The 15,082-nt window shown below is 40.8% G+C and carries 13 protein-coding genes, 1 tRNA gene, 2 rRNA genes and 1 pseudogene (1 of these 17 cut by a window edge); 10 read left to right on the forward strand and 7 right to left on the reverse strand.

Annotated features, from left to right (window positions below):
• The 3 genes from CYAN7822_RS07270 to CYAN7822_RS07280 form a co-directional block, all read right to left on the reverse strand.
• A 23S ribosomal RNA gene (locus tag CYAN7822_RS07270) occupies positions 1 to 260 on the reverse strand (it extends 2,625 nt beyond the left edge of the window).
• Positions 261 to 391: 131 nt separating this feature from the next.
• Positions 392 to 465, reverse strand: a tRNA-Ile gene (locus CYAN7822_RS07275).
• 121 nt (positions 466 to 586) lie between these two features.
• Positions 587 to 2,077, reverse strand: a 16S ribosomal RNA gene (locus CYAN7822_RS07280).
• The 16S and 23S rRNA genes sit together here with 1 tRNA gene alongside, the layout of an rRNA operon.
• Before the next feature lie 541 nt (positions 2,078 to 2,618).
• Between CYAN7822_RS07280 and CYAN7822_RS07290 the strand changes: the two genes are divergently transcribed.
• The 3 genes from CYAN7822_RS07290 (at position 2,619) to CYAN7822_RS07300 (ending at position 4,200) form a co-directional block, all read left to right on the forward strand.
• The gene (locus CYAN7822_RS07290; protein WP_013321594.1) at positions 2,619 to 3,167 is read left to right on the forward strand and encodes a thioredoxin family protein; all 549 of its coding nucleotides are present in this window, start codon (positions 2,619 to 2,621) and stop codon (positions 3,165 to 3,167) included.
• A gap of 82 nt (positions 3,168 to 3,249) precedes the next feature.
• Positions 3,250 to 3,615, forward strand: coding sequence for a hypothetical protein (locus CYAN7822_RS07295; RefSeq protein WP_013321595.1), 366 nt, complete (start codon positions 3,250 to 3,252; stop codon positions 3,613 to 3,615).
• A gap of 363 nt (positions 3,616 to 3,978) precedes the next feature.
• Complete coding sequence (locus tag CYAN7822_RS07300) at positions 3,979 to 4,200, forward strand: hypothetical protein (protein ID WP_013321597.1); 222 nt, start codon at positions 3,979 to 3,981, stop codon at positions 4,198 to 4,200.
• 111 nt (positions 4,201 to 4,311) lie between these two features.
• On the opposite strand, the gene CYAN7822_RS07305 is transcribed toward CYAN7822_RS07300, so the two are convergent.
• Entirely contained in the window at positions 4,312 to 4,941 is a 630-nt protein-coding gene (locus CYAN7822_RS07305; protein WP_013321598.1) for a 4Fe-4S single cluster domain-containing protein, read from the reverse strand.
• Positions 4,942 to 5,157: 216 nt separating this feature from the next.
• On the opposite strand from CYAN7822_RS07305, the gene CYAN7822_RS07310 reads away from it, so the two are divergent.
• The gene (locus tag CYAN7822_RS07310) at positions 5,158 to 5,904 is read left to right on the forward strand and encodes an LmeA family phospholipid-binding protein (protein ID WP_013321599.1); all 747 of its coding nucleotides are present in this window, start codon (positions 5,158 to 5,160) and stop codon (positions 5,902 to 5,904) included.
• A gap of 92 nt (positions 5,905 to 5,996) precedes the next feature.
• Here the strand turns inward: CYAN7822_RS07310 and CYAN7822_RS07315 are convergent, their stop codons facing one another.
• Positions 5,997 to 6,227 (reverse strand): hypothetical protein, encoded by a 231-nt coding sequence (locus CYAN7822_RS07315; protein WP_013321600.1) that lies wholly within the window; start codon positions 6,225 to 6,227, stop codon positions 5,997 to 5,999.
• 293 nt (positions 6,228 to 6,520) lie between these two features.
• On the opposite strand from CYAN7822_RS07315, the gene CYAN7822_RS07320 reads away from it, so the two are divergent.
• The 6 genes and pseudogenes from CYAN7822_RS07320 (at position 6,521) to CYAN7822_RS07345 (ending at position 12,616) form a co-directional block, all read left to right on the forward strand.
• Positions 6,521 to 7,582, forward strand: a complete 1,062-nt coding sequence (locus CYAN7822_RS07320; RefSeq protein ID WP_013321601.1) for a glucokinase — start codon at positions 6,521 to 6,523, stop codon at positions 7,580 to 7,582.
• A 294-nt stretch (positions 7,583 to 7,876) separates the two neighbouring features.
• Complete coding sequence (locus CYAN7822_RS07325) at positions 7,877 to 8,572, forward strand: Mo-dependent nitrogenase C-terminal domain-containing protein (protein WP_013321602.1); 696 nt, start codon at positions 7,877 to 7,879, stop codon at positions 8,570 to 8,572.
• A gap of 41 nt (positions 8,573 to 8,613) precedes the next feature.
• Complete coding sequence (obgE, locus tag CYAN7822_RS07330) at positions 8,614 to 9,621, forward strand: GTPase ObgE (RefSeq protein WP_013321603.1); 1,008 nt, start codon at positions 8,614 to 8,616, stop codon at positions 9,619 to 9,621.
• A 796-nt stretch (positions 9,622 to 10,417) separates the two neighbouring features.
• Positions 10,418 to 11,059, forward strand: a pseudogene (locus CYAN7822_RS07335) (reverse transcriptase N-terminal domain-containing protein); the annotation flags it as partial.
• Positions 11,060 to 11,109: 50 nt separating this feature from the next.
• Positions 11,110 to 11,361 carry an HNH endonuclease gene (locus CYAN7822_RS40485; protein WP_049802508.1) on the forward strand — a complete coding sequence of 84 codons (252 nt, stop codon included), beginning with the start codon at positions 11,110 to 11,112 and terminating at the stop codon, positions 11,359 to 11,361.
• Between the two features lie 49 nt (positions 11,362 to 11,410).
• A complete protein-coding gene (locus CYAN7822_RS07345; RefSeq protein ID WP_013321604.1) occupies positions 11,411 to 12,616 on the forward strand; it encodes an RNA-guided endonuclease InsQ/TnpB family protein in 1,206 nt (401 codons plus the stop codon).
• A 19-nt stretch (positions 12,617 to 12,635) separates the two neighbouring features.
• On the opposite strand, the gene CYAN7822_RS07350 is transcribed toward CYAN7822_RS07345, so the two are convergent.
• A complete protein-coding gene (locus tag CYAN7822_RS07350) occupies positions 12,636 to 13,010 on the reverse strand; it encodes a VOC family protein (protein ID WP_013321605.1) in 375 nt (124 codons plus the stop codon).
• Positions 13,011 to 13,176: 166 nt separating this feature from the next.
• Positions 13,177 to 15,033, reverse strand: a complete 1,857-nt coding sequence (locus CYAN7822_RS07355) for a flotillin family protein (protein WP_013321606.1) — start codon at positions 15,031 to 15,033, stop codon at positions 13,177 to 13,179.
• Positions 15,034 to 15,082: the final 49 nt, after the last annotated feature.

A 15,082-nucleotide genomic window follows, 5' to 3' on the forward strand; every position in this document is an offset into this window, starting at 1 on the left:
GTTTGGGCTGGTCCCCTTTCGCTCGCCGCTACTTAGGGAATCGCTTTTGCTTTCTCTTCCTCGGACTACTAAGATGTTTCAATTCGCCCGGTTGGCTCGTTTCAGTCTATGGATTCAACTGACCGTTTCTAGGGTTGCCCCATTCGGATATCTTCGGATCACTGCTTGCTTCCAACTCCCCGAAGCCTTTCGTGGGTCGCCACGTCCTTCTTCGCCTCTGTGTGCCTAGGTATCCGCCGTTAGCTCTTGGTAGCTTGACCAGATTCTCTAGTTTCTTTGACTCTTTCTCTTTCTTATGCAGTTTTCAAGGTGCTGTTGACCGGACTTTTCAAGTCCAGCATTCGCTTTTGTCGCTCAAAAGTCGCTGCTGTCCTTTTTAGTTCGGGGCAGGTGGGCCATCCTGGACTTGAACCAGGGACCTCACCCTTATCAGGGGTGCGCTCTAACCACCTGAGCTAATAGCCCGATTCCCACAACCTCGACTATAGTTTGAAAGCCTCTACCTTTTTCCTTGTTCCGACCTTGGGATTTCCTTAACTTCAACGGTTATAGAATTTACCAGTTGAGTTAATCATTGGTCTCCCTTTAAGGAGGTGATCCAGCCACACCTTCCGGTACGGCTACCTTGTTACGACTTCACCCCAGTCACTAGCCCTGCCTTCGGCATCCCCCTCCCACAAGGGGTTAGGGTAACGACTTCGGGCGTGGCCAGCTCCCATGGTGTGACGGGCGGTGTGTACAAGGCCCGGGAACGAATTCACCGCCGTATGCTGACCGGCGATTACTAGCGATTCCTCCTTCATGCAGGCGAGTTGCAGCCTGCAATCTGAACTGAGGCCGGGTTTGATGAGATTCGCTTACTCTCGCGAGTTTGCTGCCCTTTGTCCCGACCATTGTAGTACGTGTGTCGCCCAGGACGTAAGGGGCATGCTGACTTGACGTCATCCCCACCTTCCTCCGGTTTGTCACCGGCAGTCTTCCTAGAGTGCCCAACTTAATGCTGGCAACTAAGAACGAGGGTTGCGCTCGTTGCGGGACTTAACCCAACATCTCACGACACGAGCTGACGACAGCCATGCACCACCTGTCTTGTAGCTCCCGAAGGCACCCCAGAGTTTCCCCTAGGTTCTACAGATGTCAAGCCCTGGTAAGGTTCTTCGCGTTGCATCGAATTAAACCACATACTCCACCGCTTGTGCGGGCCCCCGTCAATTCCTTTGAGTTTCACACTTGCGTGCGTACTCCCCAGGCGGGAGACTTAACGCGTTAGCTTCGGCACAGCTCGGGTCGATACAAGCTACGCCTAGTCTCCATCGTTTACGGCTAGGACTACAGGGGTATCTAATCCCTTTCGCTCCCCTAGCTTTCGTCCCTCAGTGTCAGGTCCGGCCCAGTAGCACGCTTTCGCCACCGATGTTCTTCCCAATCTCTACGCATTTCACCGCTACACTGGGAATTCCTGCTACCCCTACCGGCCTCTAGTCTTTCAGTTTCCACTGCCTGACCGTAGTTAAGCTACGGGCTTTGACAGCCGACTTGAAATTCCACCTGCGGACGCTTTACGCCCAATAATTCCGGATAACGCTTGCATCCTCCGTATTACCGCGGCTGCTGGCACGGAGTTAGCCGATGCTGATTCCTTAAGTACCGTCACTTGCTTCTTCCCTAAGAAAAGAGGTTTACAACCCAAAGGCCTTCCTCCCTCACGCGGCGTTGCTCCGTCAGGCTTTCGCCCATTGCGGAAAATTCCCCACTGCTGCCTCCCGTAGGAGTCTGGGCCGTGTCTCAGTCCCAGTGTGGCTGCTCATCCTCTCAGACCAGCTACTGATCGTCGCCTTGGTAGGCTCTTACCCCACCAACTAGCTAATCAGACGCGAGCTCCTCTTCAGGCGATAAATCTTTCACTTCTCAGCCTATTGGGTATTAGCATTGGTTTCCCACTGTTATCCCCATCCTCAAGGCAGATTCTCACGCGTTACTCACCCGTCCGCCACTAGGTATTGCTACCCCGTTCGACTTGCATGTGTTAGGCACGCCGCCAGCGTTCATCCTGAGCCAGGATCAAACTCTCCATGGTGAACATGAATGTTCTTTTTCTCTAGCTCCTTCTATAAACTTAAAGCCTATAGAAGTTTTTTCTTGTTTTTTTGTCTTGCTCCTAGACAAACTAGGCATCAAGACTTATAATTTTTTTTAACAAGGGTTTGGCTTATTAAGGCTTTCAAACTATTGTTTTGTCTAGGTTCGGGGCGCGTTCAGAGTGGTTTCTCTCAACCGCGCATTTACCAATATACTCAATTGCACAGGGGTTGTCAACCCTTTGGCAAGTTTTTTTGGGAAATTCTTGTAACCTCCTCCCAGCAAGCTTTTGAGCTTTTGCCTTCACCTGATCCCCTCCGACCACCTCTCATCAGGGGAAAATTTTTTTAGTTTAAGACTAGATTTAACTTGAAGTCATTCAATATTAAGTATTTTTACTCAAAAAATTGAGTCAGAATGTTGCGAACTGGGGAAAATTGGGAAAATAATAAGGCTGGCTGCAATCTTAACTACTGGGCAGATGCCCAAAAATTTTATTAAAGTAGTTAACAACTGTCTTCTTTAACCTTTGTGTATCAATGTCAACAGCAACAGCCGCAACTCGAATTAGAAATACTTTAATCGCCATAGTCGCCGTTGTCCTTAGTGCGACTATATTTCTCGGTTTTCAAACACAGGCTAACTCAACGTCTTTAGAAGCACAAGCTCAAAAAGCTACGCCGTTAGAGGTTGCCCTCACCAACGGAAAACCCACCTTAACGGAATTTTATGCGGACTGGTGTACTAGCTGCCAGGCTATGGCAGACGATCTGGCCGCCATTAAAAAGAAATATACCGAAAAGGTAAATTTTGTTATGCTTAATGTCGATAACAGTAAATGGTTACCTGAAATCCTACGTTATCGAGTAGATGGAATTCCCGAGTTTGTCTATTTCAATGGTCGTGGAGAAGCAATTGCCGAAAGCATCGGGGAACAACCTTCATCTGTGATAGAAGCCAATCTGGATGCTTTAATTGCAGAAACCTCTTTACCTTATGCTTATTCTAGCGGTCAAACCTCGACTTTTAGTCCTCCTGTTAACGCAGCTACCACAGCACCTCGCACTCATAGTGCCCAACAGCAATAATTAAAATTAGCACTTCAAAAAGTAAGGAGTAAAAAATAGAACATAAGCGTCGATTAACAACTGACTACTGACGAATTAAATCATGACAGTTATCATCAAACATCTCGATTCAGGAAACGAATATATTTTATTGAATGCAGGCTTGGGAGCATCCAAAAGTTCCCTTCCTTCAAGAGTTTTAAATGATCTTTTCACCAGTGATAACTCAGATAAAGTTATGATGCTGGTTGCTTGTGATGTTAAAGGAAGAATAGTCTGGTTGAGAAGTAATGAGATTATCGTGACAGAAATAGATGGGAAAAAGCCTTCGGAAATTTTACCGGAGATCATTTCTACCCCGGTTCAACCTCTTTTAGATAGTCCATATATAGAAGGAGAAGAACAAGAGCAAGATTTTAATGAAGATTTTAATGAAGACTCTGATGAGGAGGATGAAGACTGGATTTAGTCTAGAAGAAAGCTATGGAGAAACAGGAATTAAAAAAAACGGAATAAAATACCATAAAAAAGTCTTCAGTCAATGTTTAGAGATAGGTAATCTAATTAACAAAATCTCTAATTAAATATTAAATTTAAATAAAATTTAATATTTAAATCAAATCAATAATTCTTAGTGATAATAAATTCTAGCTAATCAAAAATCGCCACCGTTGGATGCGGTTTTATTTCCCTTTTAATTATGCCTATTTACTTAAAAGAAAAAACACCTCAATAAGTGTCACACCAAAGAGGCTATTTAAGACTTAATGGGTTATGATGAAATAGGCAAGAACTAGCTTGCTACTTATGTATTTACCGGGTGTGGTGTGAGATGTTGAAAAGATTATTTTTAGCAGGGACAATTACATTTCCCCTTTACTTATTAGTTCATATCGATGGAGCGGCAAAAACATCTGCTTTCCTACAACCTCAGCTAACCCAAAAAGCTAGTCAGGTTGTCAGTGAATTACAAGAAGACATCAGTCAGTTTCATCAAGAGTTATCCAAATTAAAAACAACTTTTACAGAATCTGAAAATCTGTTGATGAAATAACTGATTAATCTGAGAGATGAGAATTTATGGGCTTTACAGTCTAACTCATCTCTCATCAGCTTTAAAAAATATGAATAAAGATAGCTCAAAGAATTAGGCAAGCAATCTAATCTAGTCATCACTAATGCCCAGTTGACCTCGAAAACCTGTAATAATACGGCTTCCATCTTTGAGAATATGAATTTCTATCTGATCGCTGGCCCAACTAATTTTATCTTCAAAAGCTGGATTAAAAATTCTTACTTTTTGATTGCGGGATGAAACTGGAGACTCAGGAGAATTAATCGCTAAAGACTCTACATAAGGACCATCGATTAAAATATCTAGTTGAGCTAATAATTCTTTGGCTGCTGGAGGAGCATACTCAGATTGTAATTCATTTAAAGTTAATCCACTAAAAGACATAACATTTAAACCTGCGGCTTTAACCCTTTTTGCTAATTCGGCCAAAGCAGCCGCTTGCCAAAAGGGTTCACCCCCAGAAAAAGTTACCCCCTCATTGCGTGGGTTACTGATAATTTTTTGGGCAAGTTCTTCTACACTAATTAATTGATTAATCTCAAAGGACCAAGAAGCCGGATTAAAGCATCCTGGACATTCTCTTTTGCATCCCTGAACCCAAACCACTGCACGACAACCAGGTCCATTGACTTGTGATTCATCTACATAACCCATAATATTGAGATATCCAGAGGGAATATTAACAGAGGGATGGGATAGATTATTGATTACAGTGGTCATGGGCATTTCCTCATCATAATTTCTTTCCTATGATATCTAGATTATTGATGTTGTCCTTTTATCTACACAAAAATATAGAGAAAGTTTTAAGTTTTGTTTTTTTTAGCTCCCTCAAAAGGCTGATGAATTTCCGATTTACCTGTGAGACTTTAAAAACAGTGCATCAAACAGTTAAGACGATCAGCTTTTAGGATTTGAAAAAGGAGAAAATCATTCATGAGTCAAGATAATGCTGATTTAGGGGAAAAAGCATTAAGTAAAGTAGCAGAAATGGGCATTAAAAGTCAACTTGATGAGGTGGAAGATATTAATGTTGACGTTAAAACTGACCCCCTCAAAGCTATGCAAGGGCAAGTTGATGCTGTATCCATACAAGGAAAAGGTATGGTCATGCAAGAAGACTTAAGAGTCGAGAAAATGCGGCTTGAAACCGATTCTATTGCTATTAATCCCTTAAAACTTGCTATTGGTCAAATCGAGTTAACACATCCTACTGAAGCAAAAGCTCAAGTAATTTTAACAGAAGTAGATATTAATCGGGCTTTTAACTCTGATTATCTTCATCAGAAATTGCAAGAAAATTTAAAAATAACTGTGGATGGTAAACCGGTCACTCTAGATGCTCAAAAAATAGAATTCCGCTTACCCGAAGATAATAAAATTTTTCTCGAAGCCCAAATTGTTTGGCCAGAGACGGGAGAAAATCGAGAAATTGCTTTTACCGCAGAGCCTCATATTAGTAGTGACCATCAACAGGTAAAATTGGATCATATCGAATATACTAAAGGAGAAGATCTTTCTTCTGAAGTAACAGATGCTTTGCTTAAACAGACTCATGACCTTTTGGATTTGAGCAATTTTGAACTTGAAGGTATGCAGCTTTATTTAACAGAATTAAAAGTATCTCCAGGTAAAATGACTCTTATTTGCCAAGCCCAAATCGAAAATTTTAACTCAAATTAAAGTCGATTTGATTAATGTAAGGGCGTAGAAAATACGCCCATCTAAATAACTTTTCTTTTCATCACAAGTCTTGAAAAGTCAATAGCTTGACCTTACATTCGTTGTTTTTGTAGTTGATTGACTGCCTGTTCAATATACCAATCAATACACTTATCAGGATATTGGCCAACTAAATCACTGAGTATGGCTTGTATTTGAGCGCGATCGCCATTAGTCAAGATGACGAGTTCTTCTGCCATTTCACGAGCGGCCTTTCCGGGAAGAGAAAACTTTCGTGAAGGTCTGCGCTGAATGAACAAACAAACATTAAGGTCTTCATCCATGAGTTTTATCACTCACAAAACTACAGACTTATTGTTCCCAATATTTTTCAACTAATAACGCCTAAAATCGTCACAGTTTAGGGTTTTTAACTCGGTTGTAGGGTGAGTGCTTGACAACAATCTTCCTAAAGGAACTTGGTCTATGGATTAGGTTCTCTAATAATGTAAGATAAAACCCAGTTTTTTACCCTTATCACAGTAATAATAAAAAATATCAAGACATTCAAAGGGCTATAAAACTGGATTATCAAGCAACTTTAGCCCTATTCATTCCCTATCAATTTTTAAAGGTTATGACCATCTTACTGGCCGGAGATATCGGCGGAACCAAAACCATTCTTAGATTAGTCAACTCACAACCAACCGAGACTCCTAAGCAGTTGCCTAAACAAACAACCCTATGGGAAAACAGTTATGCTAGTCAAGAATTTCCCGATTTAGTCCCCATTGTACGTTTATTTCTTCAGGAGGCAACTGATAAGCTTAATACAGCAGTAACCATAGAAAAAGGGTGTTTTGGCATCGCTGGACCAGTGATAAATAATACCTCAGAACTGACTAACCTCAGTTGGTCACTATCGAGTGATCGCCTTGCTAGAGAACTGAGTATTGGGAAAGTTAGCTTAATTAATGACTTTGCCGCCATCGGTTATGGAGTAGTAGGACTGACAAAAGATGACCTATCGACTTTGCAGGATGTGCCGGCAGACGAAAATGCGCCTATTGCTATTATCGGGGCAGGAACAGGGTTAGGAGAAGGTTATTTAATTCCTCTGTCTGATGGAAGTTACCGGGTTTGTTCGAGTGAGGGTTCTCATGCCGATTTTCCCCCTCGCTCCACTTTAGAATTTCAACTCCTGAGTTATTTATTAGAAACTCTTAATATTGACCGGGTATCTGTAGAAAGAGTTGTGTCAGGACAAGGAATTGTCAGCATTTATCAATTTCTTAGACATCAAGACCCGTCCCAAGAATCTTCTTATTTTGCTCCGATTTATCAGACTTGGGAACGGGAACTAGGAAAGAGTCATAAAACCATCGATCTAGCCGCAGAAATTTCTAAAGCCGCCCATGAAAAACTCGATTATCTGTGTCAACAGACGATGAAGTTATTTGTAGAAGCTTATGGGGCAGAAGCGGGAAATTTAGCTTTAAAATTGCTGCCTTACGGGGGGTTATATGTATCAGGGGGCATCACGACTAAAAATTTATCTCTGATGAAGCAGGGGAATTTTATGAAGGCTTTCTTACATAAGGGAAGAGTCAGTTCATTACTCAGAAAAATTCCGGTTCATCTGGTACTCAATCCTAAAGTGGGTTTAATTGGGGCGGCATTACACGCGGCACAACTTTAGTTAAGACTTATCAGTTATTGAGACTTAAACAAATTTTAGCGGCTAAAAAGGTTAAAGGGCTTACTGATCAAGCTATGTAGCTCACATGGGGTAAAATACTCGTGATCATTTTGGTACTAAAGTCTGTAAACAAACTAACAAAACTTAAAATTCCGACATGAGGATGGACATTGTTAATTAATGGTGTCATTTACTTGCGATCATTGCCAAAACTTAACGCTCAATCACTAACTGACCAATTAACGATAAGATCGAATCATATACAGATGTGTAGTCAAATGGCTAGGGATATCTATGGTTAGCGTAGCTCAACCTTCCTACTCTAACGAGCAAATTGCAACATGGTTAAGAGGTTTATTAACGATTGCCTGGTCTGATGGGGATTATAACCCTAAAGAGCAGGAAATGATCGCTGATATTACTCATGAATTGACTTTTGATGATGAGTTTGTTCTGTTTGAATCGATTACGCCAGAGGAATTAGTTGCAGGATTAGGTAAAGATAAAAATACGGCTGAAAACTTTTTGAGGACTGCTGTATTAGTAGCGATCGCTGATGGAATTTTTTCTACCACAGAAGCGGACCTTCTACGTCAATATAGCGAAGCTTTAGAGCTTAAAATTGAAGCCCTCGAGTCTCTTGAACAAACCCTTTGCCAACCGGCCGAACCTGTAAGCGATCCTTCACAACCTCCGGCTAAACATTCTTTAGTAAGTCCACCTCAACCCCATCCTAATGTCCTAAACCCGTTAAAACAGTGGTTAGATGGGATGGAAATTCATGACCCTCGCCTAGCGAGATTTATTTGTAAAATGGTTCCTCCTCAATGTCCATTTGAAAGGGACATTACCCTTTTTGGCCATAAAATAGTACATATCCCCCCCATGTGTAAACTGAATCCTCTTTATGATCAGTTAGTGGGTCTTCGTTTTCGCGCTTTGTCTTACCTGGCCGATGACTGTAAGGAGGATATCACGCCTTATATCTAACATTCTTCTTACAGGAGAACACTCTTTTTTATTAGCAAATCATGCAATTTATTGATCAAGCCGAAATTGAAGTCGAAGGAGGAAAGGGAGGCGATGGAATAGTCGCCTTTCGCCGGGAGAAATATGTACCTGCCGGCGGTCCTTCGGGAGGAAATGGGGGGCGGGGAGGTTCCGTTATTTTAGTGGCGGTTGAACATCTCCAAACCCTTTTAGATTTTAAATATAGTCGTCATTTTAAAGCTGATGACGGTAAACGCGGCGGACCGAGTAACCGTACAGGCGCAAATGGCCAGGATCGGCTTATTCAAGTGCCGCTTGGTACTATGGTTTATGATGCTGAGACTGAAGAAATTTTAGGAGATTTAGTTGACAAAGAGCAAAAGTTGTGTATAGCTAAAGGCGGTAAGGGCGGCTTAGGAAATCAACATTTTTTAAGTAATCAAAATCGTGCGCCAGAATATGCGTTACCGGGTTTAGAGGGAGAACATCGCCACATCCGTCTAGAGTTAAAGTTACTGGCCCAAGTGGGCATTATTGGCTTACCTAATGCGGGAAAATCAACGCTAATTTCTGCGGTTTCTTCTGCTCGTCCGAAAATTGCTGATTATCCTTTTACAACTTTAGTCCCCAATTTAGGAGTTGTTCGCAAACCAACGGGAGATGGTACGGTTTTTGCTGATATTCCGGGGTTAATTGAGGGAGCGCATGAGGGGGTAGGATTGGGTTATGATTTCCTTCGTCATATTGAGCGTACTCGATTACTGTTACATTTGGTGGATCTGACGGCAGATGATCCCATTAATGATTATCAAATTATTCAACAAGAGTTAGCCGCTTATGGGCGAGGTTTAATTGATCGTCCCCAAATTATCGGACTTAATAAGTTAGATGCTATTGATGAATCTGTAGCACTCAGGGTTAAGGATGATTTAGCACAGCTAACACAAGACCCTGTTTTTATGATTTCTGGGGTGGCTAGAATTGGTCTGGAACAGTTGTTACAAGCTGTTTGGGATAAGTTGGAGGGCAATAATGCCAGGGATGAATAAAATTTAGCTTCTCCTGCGAGAAGCTAAAAGGTGAATTTTCGATAAAAATACCCACAAATCACCGTGAGACGGGGCTTTTAAAGGGGCGAAGTAATTCGCCCCGCAGCCCCTCATGAATCGCGGAGCATAATTGTGACACAAACCAAAAACTATATGCTATACTCTTTTATGGTAAATCCATGTTTACTCTAAATATGTTAAGAGTTGTCAAAGTAAGGTTATATCGTGCGATTCGTTCTTACCAAAAGTCTAACAGACGTGGGTAGGGTAAGGTGATAAACCTTAACAACTTAATAACCGTGATGGTGAAAGCCCATCCCTCTAGATGTTGGAGTGACAGCATAACCCCTTCCTATGAAGAATGGTCATCAAAATGGGAAAAGCGGGGTTAAACGGCGGTAATAAGGAATCTGACCTTAAATCCCGTCTAGAATCTAACTATGTGTATGAATAAGAACTTCCGATAGAAGTATCGTTACTTACAACCAGCCTACGCAGATTATTGGCTGGAGACAAAAGTCAAAAGACTAAGGTACTGAAAGAAGATATAGCTTAATCAGGAACATCTACAAAGTCTCGGTATAGAGGAAGACACTAAGGTTAGAAATACGGTTATTGGGAACGAAATAACCCCTATAGACCTCTCAAGAAAAGGTCGAAACTTGAGAAGTAACCAGCGCAAGGTATATAGAGGGAAGGATTGTCTAAGAAGCCAAAGCCTTAAATAACAATAAGGATAAGCTGACGTACACACTGTCTAATGGAATGTATAGTTGCTAGTAGAAGCGTAAAAGTTATGAACACGGTGTTAAAACCGATGTATGAATGGAAGGACATTAATTGGCGAAAAGCCGAAAGATGTGTCTTTAAACTTCAAAAACGAATATACAAAGCCAGTCAACAGGGTAATGTCAAATTAATCCACAAATTACAAAGGCTACTCCTAAAAAGTTGGTCAGCTAAATTATTAGCAGTAAGACGAGTTAGTCAAGATAATACTGGCAAGAAAACCGCAGGAATTGACGGAGTTAAATCATTAACCCCATCTCAAAGAATGGCACTTGCTAAGGAATTAAAAATTGGCAACAAATCAAAACCAACTCGTAGAATATGGATTCCGAAACCTGGAACGGATGAAAAAAGACCTCTAGGGATACCGGTGATGAAAGACAGAGCCTTACAAGCTTTAGTTAAACTCGCCCTAGAGCCTGAATGGGAGGCAGTGTTTGAGCCAAACTCTTATGGATTCCGCCCAGGTCGTTCAGCCCATGACGCAGTCGGAGCAATATACATAAGCATCAATAAAAAGCCTAAATATGTGCTTGATGCGGATATATCAAAATGCTTCGATAAAATTAACCACCAAAAATTGTTGGCAAAACTCCACACTTACCCCAAGCTAAGACGACAAATCAAAGCCTGGTTAAAAGGGGGAGTAAAGGTAATAGAAGTCCATACGATGGGGATTTAATCTACTGGAGTAGTCGAATGGGGTCACACCCAGAAATGCCAGCCGAAAAAGCCTATCTATTGAAAAAACAGAAAGGACGATGTGCTGAATGTGGATTACACTTCCAAGAAGGAGATTTAATAGAAACCGACCACATTATCCCCAAGTTTAAAGGGGGTAAAAACTCAAAAGATAATAAGCAGCTACTCCATCGACATTGCCACGACCTGAAAACTGCACAGGATATAACTGGTACTCATGACAAAGAGCCATTAGAGAGAGGAGCGTAGTGAGGTGAAAGTCTCATGCTACGTTCTGAAGCCGAGCTAGAATGGTGACATATCTGGCTTAGGGCAACCAGATACAGACCAGCAACAATCGTTGGAGCAATCTTTCGGTAATTGTCGCTGGCTATGGAATCATTGCCTTAACTTGATGAATCAAACATATAAAGAGACGGGGAAAGGATTATCGGGATATGATGTCAAAAAGATCATCCCAAAACTTAAAAAAGAGTATGAGTGGTTGTCTTTGGCTTATTCTGCTTGTTTGCAACAAGTCTGTCTTAATCTAGGAGTTGCTTTTACTAACTTCTTTGAGAAACGAGCCAAGTATCCAAGATTTAAGTCAAAACATGGTAAACAATCCATTCAATACCCTCATAACGTTAAGATCTTTGATAATTATTTGGAAGTTCCTAAAATAGGAAAAGTCAAAGCAGTTATTCATAGACCTATTAAAGGAAAGATTAAGACTGTAACTATTTCAAAAAACCGTTCTCAGCAATATTTTGCTGCCGTCTTGTTTGAAGAGCGCTCCGCGCCACTGCGTGAGGGCAAAGAGAAACCATTATCATCTACAGAAGGAAAGGCAATTGGTATTGATTTAGGGTTGACCCATTTTTGTATAACAAGCGAAGGATCTAAGTTTGATAACCCTAGATTTGGGAAAAAACATGAAAAGAATTTAAAAATTAAACAGCAACAGTTATCTAGAAAACAAAAAGGTTCTATTAATCGTAACAAGTCTAGATTAAAAGTTGCTAAAGTTCATAGAAAAATAACGAACTGTCGTGAAGATTTTCTGCATAAGCTATCACGTAGAATAGTTAACGAAAACCAAGTCATTATTGTAGAAAATCTAGCTGTAAAAAATATGATGCAGAATCATAAACTATCTAAAGCAATCCATCAAGTCGGTTGGGGAATGTTTATGACGATGCTTAAATATAAGGCAGAACAAGAAGGAAAAGTTTATCAAGAAGTAGATAGGTTTTTTCCTAGTTCTAAAACTTGCCATGTCTGCTTAAATCAAGTAGATAGTTTACCTCTTGATATTAGGGCATGGACTTGTGAAAACTGCCAAACAACTCACGACAGGGACGTTAATGCAGCTATTAACCTCAGAGATGAGGGACTACGAATCTTGACCTCTGGAACGGGGGGCAAAGCCTATCGCCAAACTGTAAGACGTAGCGGTGGACGTAAAAAATCCACTGTTCCGCTTGTTTCTGGGTATGGAAGAAGCCCACAGCGTAATCTTTGATTCGCTGTGGGTTGTTCACTTAACTGTTTGTTTGATGTAATATTAAGCGGTTGTCTTCGGCATCATAAGCATAAATTTCTCGCCCGTGATTTTCGATGATTATTTCTCCTGGCGGCGGATATCCCATCTGGGTTAAATGATTAATGGCGGCTTCTAAATCTTCTACTTCAAAACATAAGCTCATCCGAGTTTTGGCAGAGTGATAAAATTCGGACTGATGACTTTTTTTAGGAGAAAATATTCCGAGTTTTAGACCGCTTAGCCTAAATTCAGCATAATTATTGGGCAGGTATGGATTGGGTTTTTGGTTTAATAAGTTGCTATAGAAGTTAACTAATGTTTCAAAATTACTGGCGGCTAATGCAACAAAAACTTCTGTATATTTTAAAGTCATTGTTTTCTAGTAAGAAGGTTTCAATCCCTCATAAAGATTCAATGGAGTGGCCCGACTTTTCTATCTCGATGCCTCTCAAAGCCTTAGCTGATGAACTATACAGCCAAATTTTGTTTAACCGCTTTTTCTACACCTACATCGGGCCGCACAAGATTAAACAGCAACCTTAACTGCTAGTTTTATAAGTCGTAGTGGTTTTATGAACCGACTGAGTAACCTGAGCTTCTTTTTGGGAAATTTGCTCAATAGTTTGCGGGTTTTGTGTCACCGACTCTACTATACTACTGAGATCCACCTGTCCACTATCATTTAATCCTTGAACTAGCTGCTTACCCAAATTAGTCATCATAGGACTTTGTAAAAGTTTAGTGAGCAAGGTTAACCCACTGGTGGCTAATAAAATTTTAGTCGGATCACCGTTATTATCACCCTGTCCTCCTGCTAAAATAATCGGATTATTCCCCAAAACTCCCGGCTGAGGCGCTAAGGCTTTCATCACTTGAGGTAGAGTAGCAATTAACGTATCCATGTGTTGATCAGCGAGTTGAATCGTCAGCGCTTTAATGGATAAGGTATTTTGTGCCGCAATTTTAGCTTTTTCCCCTTCGGCTTCTTTAAGGGCTTTTTCGAGTTCAGCCGCCGCTATAGTGGTAATGGCTTCTGCTTCTTGAACAGCCATTGTTTTTTGGTTTTCGGCTGCGAGTCGTTTTTGTTCTAATTCCCCTTGTTTAGCAATTAGGGCGGTTTCTTTTTCTTGTTGGGCTTTAATTTTAGCTAGTTCTTTTAAGCGGTCTTCTTCAGCCATTTTAATCGCGGTTTCTTTATCGGTTTCGGCTAAGGCAACAGCTTTTCGAGACTCAATTAACGCTTTTTCTGCTTCGGCAAGTTGTTGATTTTTCTGATTAATAGCAATGCCTTTGGCAATTTCTGCTTCTTGAATGACTTGCTGTTGTTGAATATGTTTCTCTCGCAGTTGTTGTTGAGAAATAATCGACCCTTCTTCTATTTCTTGTTCTTTAATCACTTTGAGGATTTCTTGTTTTGCCCTTTCTGTCTGTTTAACTTCTAGAACTGCCCGTTCGTTTTCTGAGGTCATTCGTTCTATTTGGAGGGTATTTTCTAATTGTTTTTGTTTCAGTTCTCGTTCAGCATCAAGTTGTTTTTGGGTTTCTAATAACTTTAATTGAGCAATTTCGGTTTTAGTTACTTCTTGAACTTTTTCTAGTTCTTTTTTGTTTTGTTGAACGATAGATTCTCGGGTGACGACGGCTTGAATATCTAGATAATTATCTGGGTTGTAGTGATTTAACTCATCAATATTTGTGATAGCAATATTTAAAAGTTGTAGTCCATAACGCGCTAAATCGGGTTCTACTTTCGATTTTAAATAGTTAGTGACGGTTTCTACACTGCCTTGTAGTTCCCCTAGACTCGCTTGAGAAGCGGCATCCCGTAAATGGCCCTCGAGAATATCATTAACCCGCTTTTTAATTTCGTCTTCGGCGACAACAATTTCTTGTTCTCCTTTTTTTCCCGCCCCAAGTAACATAGCGGCATTACGAACACTATCTTGATCGGGATTAACTCGCACTTGAAGACTGCCATTAAATACGGCTTTTAAATAGTCTTTGGTTCGCAAAGGTTTTTCAATCGTATTGCCGCGTACAACGGTCACGGTAACTTGATTTAAAGATACAACGGTAATGGTTTCAAATCCCGGAAAAAATAAGGTAGAACGGGTAACCACTTGCTTATCACGAGTGGGACCTGAAATTACAAAAGCCTCATTGGTATTACAAACGCGATAAAATTTAGAAAAGAGAACATAAATAGTGATTAAAACTGTAATCAGACTGCCCGAAATAATTCCTACTGGTATTAGCCAGCCTAAATCCTGACTGGTGGGCATTTGTGCTAATATAGGTTGTTCGTAGGTGGGATTAGCAGAAACTTCTATAAAGGTCTGAGTATTTTGTTGTTCAAAGAGATGATTTAACAAGCTGAGTTGAAATTTAGGATTCATAGTCGCTCCAAAAATAGTAAAAGGCAAGAGGCAAGAGATAAAAGTTTTT

The organism is Gloeothece verrucosa PCC 7822, assembly GCF_000147335.1.
In the GTDB taxonomy this organism is placed as follows: domain Bacteria; phylum Cyanobacteriota; class Cyanobacteriia; order Cyanobacteriales; family Microcystaceae; genus Gloeothece; species Gloeothece verrucosa.

Coding starts and splice junctions, on each gene's coding strand:
- CYAN7822_RS07290 (WP_013321594.1), top strand. CDS start 2,619: ATGTCAACAGCAACAGCCGCAACTCGAATTAGAAATACTTTAATCGCC.
- CYAN7822_RS07295 (WP_013321595.1), top strand. CDS start 3,250: ATGACAGTTATCATCAAACATCTCGATTCAGGAAACGAATATATTTTA.
- CYAN7822_RS07300 (WP_013321597.1), top strand. CDS start 3,979: ATGTTGAAAAGATTATTTTTAGCAGGGACAATTACATTTCCCCTTTAC.
- CYAN7822_RS07305 (WP_013321598.1), bottom strand. CDS start 4,941: ATGACCACTGTAATCAATAATCTATCCCATCCCTCTGTTAATATTCCC.
- CYAN7822_RS07310 (WP_013321599.1), top strand. CDS start 5,158: ATGAGTCAAGATAATGCTGATTTAGGGGAAAAAGCATTAAGTAAAGTA.
- CYAN7822_RS07315 (WP_013321600.1), bottom strand. CDS start 6,227: ATGGATGAAGACCTTAATGTTTGTTTGTTCATTCAGCGCAGACCTTCA.
- CYAN7822_RS07320 (WP_013321601.1), top strand. CDS start 6,521: ATGACCATCTTACTGGCCGGAGATATCGGCGGAACCAAAACCATTCTT.
- CYAN7822_RS07325 (WP_013321602.1), top strand. CDS start 7,877: ATGGTTAGCGTAGCTCAACCTTCCTACTCTAACGAGCAAATTGCAACA.
- obgE (WP_013321603.1), top strand. CDS start 8,614: ATGCAATTTATTGATCAAGCCGAAATTGAAGTCGAAGGAGGAAAGGGA.
- CYAN7822_RS40485 (WP_049802508.1), top strand. CDS start 11,110: ATGGGGTCACACCCAGAAATGCCAGCCGAAAAAGCCTATCTATTGAAA.
- CYAN7822_RS07350 (WP_013321605.1), bottom strand. CDS start 13,010: ATGACTTTAAAATATACAGAAGTTTTTGTTGCATTAGCCGCCAGTAAT.
- CYAN7822_RS07355 (WP_013321606.1), bottom strand. CDS start 15,033: ATGAATCCTAAATTTCAACTCAGCTTGTTAAATCATCTCTTTGAACAA.